The 11,994-nt window shown below is 41.3% G+C and carries 13 protein-coding genes; 5 read left to right on the forward strand and 8 right to left on the reverse strand.

Going from position 1 to position 11,994, the window contains the following annotated elements; genetic code table 11:
• Positions 1-2: 2 nt before the first annotated feature.
• The 4 genes from glmM to rlmE all read right to left on the reverse strand — a co-directional run bounded on the left by glmM (position 3) and on the right by rlmE (position 4,946).
• A complete protein-coding gene (gene glmM, locus BKK48_RS00180) occupies positions 3-1,337 on the reverse strand; it encodes a phosphoglucosamine mutase (RefSeq protein WP_077426214.1) in 1,335 nt (444 codons plus the stop codon).
• Positions 1,338-1,382: 45 nt separating this feature from the next.
• Complete coding sequence (folP, locus tag BKK48_RS00185) at positions 1,383-2,210, reverse strand: dihydropteroate synthase (protein ID WP_077426215.1); 828 nt, start codon at positions 2,208-2,210, stop codon at positions 1,383-1,385.
• Positions 2,211-2,325: 115 nt separating this feature from the next.
• Entirely contained in the window at positions 2,326-4,227 is a 1,902-nt protein-coding gene (gene ftsH, locus BKK48_RS00190) for an ATP-dependent zinc metalloprotease FtsH (RefSeq protein WP_077426216.1), read from the reverse strand.
• 80 nt (positions 4,228-4,307) lie between these two features.
• Complete coding sequence (gene rlmE, locus BKK48_RS00195) at positions 4,308-4,946, reverse strand: 23S rRNA (uridine(2552)-2'-O)-methyltransferase RlmE (RefSeq protein WP_077426217.1); 639 nt, start codon at positions 4,944-4,946, stop codon at positions 4,308-4,310.
• 152 nt (positions 4,947-5,098) lie between these two features.
• Between rlmE and yhbY the strand changes: the two genes are divergently transcribed.
• On the forward strand, positions 5,099-5,398 hold the full coding sequence (gene yhbY, locus BKK48_RS00200; RefSeq protein ID WP_077426218.1) for a ribosome assembly RNA-binding protein YhbY: 300 nt from the start codon (positions 5,099-5,101) through the stop codon (positions 5,396-5,398).
• 238 nt (positions 5,399-5,636) lie between these two features.
• Here yhbY and greA read toward each other — a convergent pair whose 3' ends face one another.
• On the reverse strand, positions 5,637-6,113 hold the full coding sequence (gene greA / locus BKK48_RS00205; RefSeq protein WP_077426219.1) for a transcription elongation factor GreA: 477 nt from the start codon (positions 6,111-6,113) through the stop codon (positions 5,637-5,639).
• Between the two features lie 168 nt (positions 6,114-6,281).
• Between greA and dacB the strand changes: the two genes are divergently transcribed.
• The 4 genes from dacB to BKK48_RS09990 all read left to right on the forward strand — a co-directional run bounded on the left by dacB (position 6,282) and on the right by BKK48_RS09990 (position 8,587).
• Positions 6,282-7,721: a serine-type D-Ala-D-Ala carboxypeptidase gene (gene dacB / locus BKK48_RS00210; RefSeq protein WP_077426225.1), complete on the forward strand. Its 1,440-nt coding sequence runs from the start codon at positions 6,282-6,284 to the stop codon at positions 7,719-7,721.
• Between the two features lie 164 nt (positions 7,722-7,885).
• The gene (gene relB / locus BKK48_RS00215; RefSeq protein WP_077426220.1) at positions 7,886-8,110 is read left to right on the forward strand and encodes a type II toxin-antitoxin system RelB family antitoxin; all 225 of its coding nucleotides are present in this window, start codon (positions 7,886-7,888) and stop codon (positions 8,108-8,110) included.
• Positions 8,110-8,361, forward strand: coding sequence for a type II toxin-antitoxin system RelE family toxin (locus tag BKK48_RS00220; RefSeq protein ID WP_077426221.1), 252 nt, complete (start codon positions 8,110-8,112; stop codon positions 8,359-8,361). Before relB ends, BKK48_RS00220 begins: the two co-directional genes overlap by 1 nt.
• 4 nt (positions 8,362-8,365) lie before the next feature.
• Positions 8,366-8,587 (forward strand): hypothetical protein, encoded by a 222-nt coding sequence (locus tag BKK48_RS09990; protein WP_208604165.1) that lies wholly within the window; start codon positions 8,366-8,368, stop codon positions 8,585-8,587.
• Between the two features lie 197 nt (positions 8,588-8,784).
• Here BKK48_RS09990 and BKK48_RS00230 read toward each other — a convergent pair whose 3' ends face one another.
• The 3 genes from BKK48_RS00230 to BKK48_RS09925 all read right to left on the reverse strand — a co-directional run.
• Positions 8,785-9,078, reverse strand: a complete 294-nt coding sequence (locus BKK48_RS00230; protein ID WP_077426222.1) for an addiction module antidote protein — start codon at positions 9,076-9,078, stop codon at positions 8,785-8,787.
• Complete coding sequence (locus BKK48_RS00235) at positions 9,068-9,382, reverse strand: type II toxin-antitoxin system RelE/ParE family toxin (protein ID WP_077426223.1); 315 nt, start codon at positions 9,380-9,382, stop codon at positions 9,068-9,070. Before BKK48_RS00235 ends, BKK48_RS00230 begins: the two co-directional genes overlap by 11 nt.
• Before the next feature lie 348 nt (positions 9,383-9,730).
• Positions 9,731-11,994 (reverse strand): GA-like domain-containing protein (locus BKK48_RS09925; RefSeq protein WP_208604166.1); only part of this gene is annotated, 2,264 nt, incomplete at its 5' end.

Consider the following 11,994-nt stretch of genomic DNA (forward strand, 5'->3'; position numbering starts at 1 on the left):
AATTAATTTGCTTTTACTGCTTCAGCAATTTCTTCTGCACATTGCTGAGCAAGCTCGCCATCTTGGCATTCAACCATAACGCGAATTAAAGGCTCTGTACCGGATTTACGCAATAGAATTCTGCCTTTTCCTTCCAAACGTTTTTCAACTTCTGCAGCCACCGCTTTCACCGCCTCACTCTCTAATGGATTTTTCCCACCGGCAAAACGTACATTAATTAATACCTGAGGGAATAATTTCACTGCACTTGCCAATTCGTTAAGAGAAAGTTTATGCTGAACCATTGCGGCTAACACCGCAAGAGAAGCCACAATCCCATCTCCCGTGGTATTTTTATCGGAAATAATAATATGGCCGGAATTTTCTCCGCCAAGTGTCCAATCGTTTTCAAGCATTTTCTCAAGCACATAACGATCGCCCACATTCGCACGAACAAAAGAAACACCCAGCATTTTTAAGGCAATTTCAAGGCTCATATTACTCATCAAGGTTCCCACTACCCCCCCTTTTAACTGTCCGGCACGCAAGGCTTCACGGGCAATAATAAAGAGGATTTGGTCGCCATCAATTTTATGACCGAGATGATCCACCATCATTATACGATCGCCATCACCATCATAAGCTAAGCCCACATCGGCTTTCACTTCCAACACTTTTTCTTGTAATGCCCGTACATCGGTTGCCCCACATTTTTCATTGATATTCACACCATTTGGCTCTGTACCGATTTCAATGACTTCTGCACCCAATTCACGCAAGACATTTGGTGCAATGTGATAAGTCGCCCCATTGGCACAATCCACCACAATTTTATAGCCCTCTAAGCCCAAATGTGCCGGGAATGTCCCTTTACAGAATTCAATATAGCGTCCGGCGGCATCATTAATGCGGCTGGCTTTTCCTAATTCTGCAGATTCAACACAATCCATTGGCTGTTCAAGCATCGCTTCAATGGCTTCTTCAATTTCATCGGGTAGTTTTGTACCTTGGGCTGAGAAAAATTTAATACCGTTATCATAATAAGGATTATGAGAGGCGGAAATCACAATGCCCGCTTCTGCACGGAAAGTTCGGGTTAAATAAGCAATCGCCGGTGTTGGCATTGGGCCGGTAAAAGCGGCTGAAAGCCCCGCAGCAGCAAGTCCTGCCTCTAATGCCGATTCCAACATATAGCCTGAAATACGGGTATCTTTACCAATCAAAACGGTTTTCGAACCTTGTGAAGCCAACACTTTACCTGCCGCCCAACCTAATTTTAAAGCGAAATCAGGGGTAATCGGGTAAGTGCCGACTTTACCACGCACACCATCCGTACCAAAATATTTACGCTCTGCCATAATCAATTCCTTTATTTCATTTTTCTAAAAACTAGGCGTTAAAAACTAGGCGTTTTCTGTCGCCTGCCAAATTTTGAGTGCATCGGCTGTGGCAGCCACATCATGCACCCGTAAAATTTTTGCCCCATTCTGCGCCGCAATTAATGCCCCGGCAACACTGCCAACCATTCTTTCTTCAACGCCTTTATCCAACACCGCACCAATCATTGATTTGCGTGATAGGCCCACCAATACCGGATAACCTTCATCACAAAATACGCCAAGCTGTTGTAACAATTGATAATTATGTTGAACGGTTTTCCCAAATCCGAATCCCATATCCCAAATTAACTGTTCTTTTTTTATGCCTGCCTGCATGCACTGTTCTGAACGCTGGCGTAAAAAAGTCAGCACCTCTTGCACCACATCTTGATATTGAGGATTAGCTTGCATCGTTTTGGGTTGGCCCTGCATATGCATAATACAAACTGGCAAATCCAACGCGACAGCCACTTGTAAAGCATTTGGCGCTTGTAAAGCACGAATGTCGTTAATCAAATCCATGCCCACTTTGGCCGCCTCTTGCATCACGATTGCTTTAGAGGTATCCACCGAAATCCAACAATCAAAACGCTGACGAACAGCTTCCACTAGAGGCACAACACGATGAAGCTCTTCTTGCTCGGACACATCCTCTGCCATTGGCCGAGTGGATTCCCCACCGATATCAATAATACTTGCCCCTTCATTGAGCATTTTTTCCACTTGAAACAATGCCTTATCCAAACTAAAAAATTTTCCGCTATCCGAAAAAGAATCCGGCGTGAAATTTAAAATCCCCATAATCTGAGGGCGTGATAAATCAAGGGATTTATTATTGGCATAAAGTTTCATAAAAGTGCGGTCAATTTTTAGGGTGAATTTGAGGTGGGAAATTATAGCGGAATACGGTGAAGAAAAAAATCACCGAACAAAAATAAAGCCTTCCCAATAGGAAGGCTTTAATAGATTATTCAGCATCTTCTGGTTTGTTATCCTCAGTTTCTGCTGTACTGTCTGAAGACACATTGGAATAAGCAGCCTGTGCGGTTTTAGGTTCTTCCCAACCGGAAGGCGGGGTAACCGGTTCACGATTCATTAACTGCTTAATTTGTGTTTCTTCAATGGTTTCATATTTTACTAACGCATCTTTCATGGCGTGTAAAATATCCATATTGTCGATAAGAATTTGTCTTGCTCGCTCATAGTTACGGCTAACAATGGCACGCACTTCTTCATCAATCACATGGGCAGTTTCATCGGACATATGTTTTGCTTTCGCCATTGAACGACCAAGGAACACCTCGCCTTCATCTTCAGAATAAAGAATTGGCCCAAGTTTATCGGAAAAGCCCCATTGGGTTACCATATTACGGGCAATATTGGTCGCCACTTTAATATCATTAGAAGCACCGGTGGAAATATTTTCCTCACCGTAAATTAAATCTTCCGCTAAACGCCCTGCATAAAGGGTGGAAAGTTTACTTTCTAATTGTTTTTGGCTAATACTGACCTGATCACCTTCCGGTAAGAAGAAGGTTACCCCCAAGGCACGACCACGAGGAATAATCGTCACTTTATGAACGGGATCATGTTCAGGCACTAAATAACCCACAATAGCATGGCCTGCCTCATGATAAGCGGTGGATTCTTTTTGTTTCTCCGTCATAATCATGGTACGGCGTTCCGGCCCCATATTGATTTTGTCTTTTGCTTTTTCAAATTCAAGCATAGACACCGTACGTTTATTACTGCGTGCCGCAAATAATGCCGCCTCATTGACAAGATTAGCCAAATCCGCACCTGAGTAACCCGGTGTACCACGAGCTAAGGTCATGGCATCCACATCATCGGCTAGTGGCACTTTACGCATATGCACTTGTAAAATTTGCTCACGGCCTTTAACATCCGGCAGCCCTACCACCACTTGACGGTCGAAACGTCCCGGACGGGTTAATGCAGGGTCTAACACATCCGGGCGGTTTGTCGCCGCAATCACAATGACCCCGTCATTGCCACCAAATCCGTCCATTTCAACTAACATTTGGTTTAAGGTTTGCTCACGCTCATCATGACCGCCGCCTAAACCGGCTCCACGTTGGCGACCAACCGCATCAATTTCATCAATGAAAATCAAACAAGGTGCATTTTTCTTCGCTTGTTCAAACATATCACGAACACGCGATGCCCCCACACCTACAAACATTTCAACAAAGTCAGAACCGGAAATGGTAAAAAACGGTACTTTGGCTTCCCCGGCAATGGCTTTTGCCAATAAGGTTTTACCGGTACCCGGAGGGCCAACCATCAAAATCCCTTTTGGAATTTTACCCCCTAGATTTTGGAACTTAGCCGGATCACGCAAGAAATCCACCACTTCGCCGACTTCCTCTTTCGCTTCATCACAGCCTGCTACATCAGCAAAAGTAACTTTGATTTGATCCTGATTAAGCATTTTCGCCCGACTTTTACCAAAGCTCATGGCTTTACCGCCACCGCCTTGCATTTGGCGCATAAAATAAATCCATATCCCGATTAAGAACAACATTGGGAAGGAAGAAATCAAAAGTTGTGAAAGAATACTGCGTTTTTCAAATGGCGTACCTTCCACTTTCACTTTTTTACTCAATAAATCATCAAGTAATTTCTTATCTTCCAACGGTGGCATAACGGTAATATATTTTGAACCGTCATTTTTTGTTACGGTAATCTCGTTGGTATCAAAACGTGCCTCTTTTACCTGACCATTGCTCACATCGTAAACAAAGGTCGTATAATCGGTCGCATTGTCCGCCGAAGAAGAATTAAAACTCTGGTAAGCGGTCATCATGACCACCGCAACCACAATCCAGAGTACCAAATTTTTGACCATATCGTTCAAAGTCTAACCTGCCTTTCCTAAGTTAATAAATTCGACACAAGATACTATATATCACAAACGATGAAAAGCGATTAAAGTGATTCGCCTTTATAGCCCGTTGCGACAATATAAACTTCACGGGAACGCCCTCGTGATGCCTCCGGTTTACGGACTTTCACCCCACTAAAAAGAGTGCGAATCTCCTTTAGATAGTCATCAAATCCTTCCCCTTGGAATACCTTCACCACAAAACTGCCTTTCATTGCCAACACTTGTTTGCACATATCTAATGCTAGTTCTACCAAATACATCGCACGGGGAATATCCACCGAAGGCATACCGCTAAAATTAGGCGCCATATCCGACATCACCACATCAACTTTTGCTTCTCCAACACGTTCAAGCAACGCATTAAGCACCTGCTCTTCTCGGAAATCACCTTGTAAGAAATCCACCCCCACAATCGGATCCATTTCCAAAATATCACAGGCAATCACTCGGCCTTTATCACCAATTTGGCTCACCACATATTGCGACCAACCGCCCGGGGCTGCACCAAGGTCCACCACGGTCATACCCGGTTTGAATAATTTATCCGTTTGCTGAATTTCATCAATTTTGAAATAAGCACGAGAGCGTAATTTTTGCTTATGCGCTTTCTGTACAAATGGATCTTTAAAATGTTCGTTTAACCAACGAGAAGAACTCGCCGAACGTTTTTTCTTTCCCATAATCTCTGTCTTTTGTGCGATTTTTTGTAGTAGTTTCGCCTATATTTGGGTACAATCTGCCGAATTCAAGACTTGATGAGCTTAAAAACGCAGAAAATTCCTGTTTTTCTGACCGCTCTTTTGATTATTTTTATTCATTTCTAGGATTTCTTATGACAACCTTATCCACCAAACAAAAACAATTTTTAAAAGCCCTTGCCCACCATCTCAATCCTGTTGTGATGCTTGGTGGCAACGGTTTAACCGAAGGAGTGCTGGCCGAAATCGAAAATGCCCTTGACCACCATGAACTTATTAAAGTGAAAATTGCCGGGGCGGATCGTGAAACCAAGCAATTAATTATTAATGCTATTGTCCGTGAAACCAAGGCCTCAAATGTACAAACAATCGGTCATATTTTGGTGCTTTATCGCCCAAGTGAAGAAGCCAAAATTCAGCTTCCTCGCAAATAAGATTTCGACACAATCAATATCCGATATTTATCGCAAATGCATAAAATCGGATGTTTTAACAAAACGTAGGGACACACTGCGTGTGTCCGTTGTAAAAATCAAATGACTTCAATAGGTTAAAATTCGGACACACGCAGTATGTCCCTACACCCCAACAAAAATAACGTTGTACAACTGCCCCATAATATCCTCAATACCACAAAGTGCGGTCATTTCTGCCGCACTTTTTTATTTGAGGTTAAACGTAATTCACTTCAATAATTTCAAACTCAACATTGCCGCCCGGGGTGACAATATTGACCGTATCATCTAATTCTTTACCAATTAACCCCCGAGCAATAGGTGAGTTCACGGAAATCAAACCGGATTTAATATCCGCCTCATCATCCCCCACAATTTGGTAAGTCACTTCTTCATCGGTATCCACATTCACCAACACCACCGTTGCACCGAAAATGATCTTGCCTTTATTCGGCATTTTCGTCACATCGATAATTTGTGAATTGGCTAATTTCCCCTCAATTTCTTGAATTCGCCCCTCACAAAAGCCTTGCTGTTCACGGGCTGCATGATATTCCGCATTTTCTTTCAAATCGCCATGTTCACGAGCTTCTGCAATAGCTTTAATAATTTCCGGGCGACGTACATTCTTTAAAAAATCTAATTCTTCTCTTAACAGCTCTGCACCACGAACCGTCATCGGGATTTGTTTCATAGACTGTATCCTTAAAATTGAGTAAAAAGAAAACCACGGCAAAATTAAAAAATTTTGTCGTAGTATAAGTAAAAATCAGTAGAGAAAGAGAAAATCTGGTTTACTCTCATTCATTCGGTGGCTATTATTGTTTGTCTAAAAAAAAATAGCAACTATAACAAACCACCTATGACAAAATTATCATTCATTCCAACCGCACTTCGCACAATCTTTCTCTCTCTAGGCCTTTCCATGCCGGCTTTGGCAGAAATCAATGTGGAACCCATCACAAACTATTTACCGGAAGGCGCAAGTGCTGGGATTATTGCCAAAAATCTCAATCAGAATAGCCTCATTGCCGACTATAACGGCTCAACCTTTATGCTGCCGGCAAGCACTCAAAAAGTGTTAACGGCTGTTGCAGCCAAATTAGTGCTTGGCGATGAATTCAAATTTGAAACGGCCCTTTTAACCAATGGTCAGGTTGAAAACGGGGCTTTAACCGGCAATTTAATTGCCCGTTTTACCGGCGATCCGGATCTCACCAGTGGGCAACTTTATAGCCTCCTTGCTGAATTAAAAAAACAAGGGATCAATAAAATCAATGGCGATTTGATCTTAGATACCTCTGTTTTCTCTAGCCATGATCGGGGGTTAGGCTGGATTTGGAACGATTTAACCATGTGTTTCAACTCCCCGCCTTCCGCTGCTAATATTGATAGCAACTGTTTCTATGCCGAATTAGATGCCAATCAAGCCCCGGGTGAAACCGTGAAAATCAACGTACCTGCGCAATTTCCTATCCAAGTATTCGGACAAGTTTATGTGGCAGACAGCCGTGAAGCCCCCTATTGCCAATTAGATGTCGTGGTGCATGATAACAATCGCTATCAAGTTAAAGGCTGTCTTGCCCGCCAAAGCAAACCTTTTGGTTTAAGCTTTGCAGTACAAGATCCCGATGCTTACGCCGCAGCCATTATTCAACGCCAGCTCAAACGCTTAGGGATAGCATTCAACGGCAAAGTTCTACAGCCACAAAAACCCCAACAGGGGCAATTACTGGTACAACATTTCTCCAAACCTTTACCGGATTTATTAAAAAAAATGATGAAAAAATCCGATAATCAAATTGCCGATTCCTTATTTCGTGCCATTGCCTACCACCACTATAAACGCCCGGCTTCTTTCCAGCTCGGCACTCTGGCTGTGAAATCCGTTTTACAAAAACAAGGCATTAAATTTGGTAATAGCATTTTAGCCGATGGTTCAGGGCTTTCCCGCCATAATTTAATTTCCCCAAAAACCATGCTTTCCGTGCTGGAATACATTGCCAAAAACGAAGATAAACTGCATTTAATGGAAACCTTCCCTATTGCCGGTGTCGATGGCACTATCAGTGGACGGGGTGGATTAATTCAGCCCCCGCTTGTTAAAAATGTGATCGCTAAAACAGGCTCCCTAAAAGGGGTTTATAACCTTGCAGGGTTTATGACAAATGCACGAGGTGAAAAAATCGCCTTTGTCCAATTTATCAACGGCTACTCCACCGGTGAATTGGAAAATAAAACCAAACGAGCGCCATTAGTACAATTTGAAAGCACGCTTTATAATGAGATTTATAAAAATTAATTACTCTAACCGATGAAAACCGCCCTATGGCGGTTTTCTTTATTCTCTTCATAACGTTTATCTTCACTACCCATTTTTTGACTTAAATAAACATATTACATAGTGGTTGAATACTTTCCAGTCAAAGGGCTATAATTGTATAGCAATTTGTAAGGAGGGAAATAATGTTAGCAATACGACTACCAGAAGATATCGAGATGCGTTTACAACATCTTGCTGATGAAACCGGGCGAAGTAAAACCTTTTATGCTAAAGAAGCGATTTTGAAATATCTCGAAGATATGGAAGATATTTTCCTTGCCGATAAAGCATTAAAAGAATTCAGAGAATCAGGTGAACAGTTGATCAGCCTTGATGAGTTGGAGGCTGAACTTGGATTGGAAGATTAATTTTACCAAGTGCGGTAAAAGAATTTAAAAAGTTAGATAAAACAACTTCCGCTCGAATATTATCCTGTTTAAAGGAAGTGGCAAAATTAAACGATCCAACAATGAGAGGAAAAGGGTTAACCGGTAATCTCACAGGCTATTGGCGTTATCGAATTGGGGATTATAGAGTCATTACACAAATTCAAAACGGCGAGATGATTATTACGGTGATTAAAATAAACCATCGTAGTAAGGTGTATGAAAAGGTATAAAAAAATGGATAACATTTCTCAAAAAATCCAAGATGCAGCAAAAGATTGGAATATTGATGCCATTGTTAAAGCCGTCATTGCAGATGATCCCGATATGGCTGAACATGCTGAGGATTTCCGTGAAAGCTTAATACAAATAAAAACAGGAAATCTAAAAAATGCACGAGTGACGAAAATCCCCCTATCACCAATTACAGAAACTCGTCATGCAGTACAGCTGTCATAACCTAAATTTGCCAAAAAGCTTGGTATTTCTGTCAATACGTTACGTTCTTGGGAACAGGATTTACGCAAACCAAGTGGTGCGGCCAAAACCCTCTTAGATGTGTGGAATCCACACATCTTAGATTTACTCCACCGTCGCCCTGAGCTTATTGATGAACTTCACATTTAACTCATAGATTTGATCTTCTGTACTTTATTTTAGGCATTTACTTCTTTAGGTTTAACTGAAACATTCAAGCCCAGTGCATTGATAATTTTTATAATGCTATCAAATCTTGGTTTTTCACTTGATAAGGTTTTATAAAGACTTTCTCGTCCAATGCCTGTCTTTTCTGCTAATTCAGACATACCTTTGGCTCTCGCAACGGTATTGAGTGCCTGAATAAATTCTTCTGTAGAACCTTCTTCTAGGACTGTTGCTAAATAAGCTGCCATTATTTTTTCGTTTTTTAAATAACGTGCCGCATCAAATTCTCTGGTACTAATTAGCATTTTTAATCTCCTGTTTAAGTTCAGCCCATATTCTCTTAGCTTGTTGGATATCATTATCTTGAGTGGATTTATCACCACCACAAAGTAAGATATAAGTAATTTCCCCTTTGCGTGCGTAATAGAGTCGGTAACCCTTACCCTTTGTAATCCGCATTTCAAATACACCGTCACCAATGGATTTATGATCACCGAAATTACCTAGTTTAGCTCGCTCAATACGGGCAACAATGTTTATTATTGCTAATTCATCCGTCAGATTTTCTAACCAATTAGAAAATATATTAGTTTCCTCAATAAGATACATAATTGCTCCTTTTAGGAACCCTAATTGTATAGTTTTGGATACATAAAGACAAGGGATATTATTTGCTGGAAAATCACCCAAATTATTGATTGTAGAAAGTCAGATTTAATCTTCTGCAGTTAGAAAACATCGACGATTCATCACATCGGCTTCTCATTCCCTCCAATTCCTATAAACCCACTTACCAAAAGCAAAAAAATGAGCGTTTCCTCTAAAGGAAACGCTCATACTTTTATGATTGTTCATTTAAAGCAGTGCTTCTAAAAGCCCTGATATCAGTCTAATCCGGCAGGCAGACATCCTTTTCTCATACACTCTGCCGGACTCGCTGAAATGCAACGGCTTACATCAAAACTCCATAGTAACCTTGACTTCATGATGAACATATAGCATTGCACCACCTGTGTTGTATCGATAGTAAGTTTCACCATCAAGCTGTGTTGAACCGGCTCCTAGTACAGTAGCTGCATCGGTTAATATTACTCTATCACCTGTATTTCCTTGAATGATCATACTTCGCCAAAGCTCTTCTCCTCCAAAGATGACACTACCTGCGTTCTCTAATACATCTAAAGTGCTTAGTTTTAGGACATTATCTTTGGTTCCCTTAATACTGATACGTTCAAATCCAGTTATAGAAACCTTATCATCCGTTAGATCAAGGGTTTGTATGCCATTATTATTCACAGCGGCAGCATTTGGCTCTTCCTTAGGACGATAATCACCAAGCTTATTCGTCAGCACGAGGGTATCAAAGCCGTCTCCACCTTCGATGATCGCTTTAGTAATATGATCCTTATTACTTCTTTGGCCAATCGCATTGGCACCAATTCCACCACCAAACATCAGGTAATCATCTCCGGAACCAAGCTTAATGGAACTATCATTTAAGATATCCCCCCTGACTTCAACAAGATCATTACCGTCTTTTGTATCAATCGAAGCCTGATGATATGAACCATGACGCTCCATATTGTCGTAAACATAGACAGCATCTCTGCCGGAACCACCTGTGATCGCAGAACCACCTAGACGATCGTTAATGTGAATGAGATTATCTCCATCGCCAAGATAAACGTCCGTTTGTCTCAATCCTGAAGTACCGGAAATATTCTTACCTGTAAAGTGGAAGTAAAATTCATCATCACCGGCCCCTGTACCATCAGGGTTATCAAGATAAATCACTCTCCTGGTTCTAGTTAAAGGGCTAGTAGAGGAATATAAATCAATACGGTCATGCCCATTCCCCATAACGATGTTTGCATTTGGTAAAATGTCAGCTTTTACAACAAGTAAATCATCACCACTGGCCAAGTTAATATTATATGGACCGATCTCTCCTCCTTTTAATAACAAAAATGCATCCCCTTGCTCAGTGGCTTTAATCGCATTATCACTCATATCTTGAACTTGGCCCCCGTCACCAAGATGGGCTGTGTTTGGATCAATCCCTTTCTCCGTTGTCACATCAAGCCAAATACCATTAACGATATTCAATCTAGTTTTGCCTACGTTACCTGCTTTATCTGTAAAATAAAGTACCGGACTGACCACACCATTTGGGATGACAAGCTCACCTTGACCATTCATCCCGACTGTTCCAGACTTTAACGATAAACTATTATCTTCTTTAGGGGTGAGTACATATTTCATCCCCTCCTCAAGATTACTGGCAACAAGGGTTTTCGAGCCTCCTGTTGAGTTGCCTTCCTTAAGCGCCCAAGCAGTTGCACGGGTATCTAAATTCAAGATGAATGTTTCTGTTGCAGAAACCCGCTTACCATTATTTTCGCTTACATAAGCGACATAGCGGTAATTTATTCCTTTGTTATCAGGTAACGAATCGGTAAACGTATATTCTGTTGTAGAACCTGCTTTTAAGGTTGCCGTGGTGATAGGTGTCTCTTCAATATACTGGTCTCTAAAAAATTGTTTTGCACGAACAATCACCAACTGTTGTTTCGCAACCAACGGTTTATCCAAGGTAATAGTAAATTCCGGTGTTTTATCATTTGTTAAACCACCTGATGAACGCTCACCAGTTTTACCATTGTCATTGTAGAGTTGACGGGCTTTTAGCACCTCATAGCTCTCTCTGTTTTTATCCATATCATTAACGATAACATTATCAACCGCTTTGATTGAAGTCACAACAGGTACGGGTTCTTGACTATCAATAATTCCATTACTGTTCTTATCATTAACTTCAGGTATTGTCAGACGGGGAATTCTATCCAACCGTGCTTTCAAGATTGATTTTTGTGGCTCACTATCCGGTAATGCGTCAGTTGCAATTTGAGCATCATGTAAGGCCTTGTTAAATGCGGCTAAAACCTGCACATCTTTAGGATTTACCGCTTTCGAAGGGCGAGCATCTATTTCTTTCAATTTTGAATCTGCTTTACCTCTTACTCCTTCAGCTAGCCCTACATAGAAGTTTGCCTCAGATAATTGCCGAGCATCTAATTTGCCATCATTGTTAACATCATTCACCGTAGGGAGGTTCACTGGATTGATTCCATCTACACGATTTTGTAATCCTGCTTTTTCGGCTTCACTATCCGGTAACCCTTTAACTGCAGCATCCGCTTGTGCTTTGGCTTCATTGACTT

Origin of the sequence: Rodentibacter heidelbergensis, from assembly GCF_002000125.1 — a bacterium.
GTDB lineage: Bacteria > Pseudomonadota > Gammaproteobacteria > Enterobacterales > Pasteurellaceae > Rodentibacter > Rodentibacter heidelbergensis.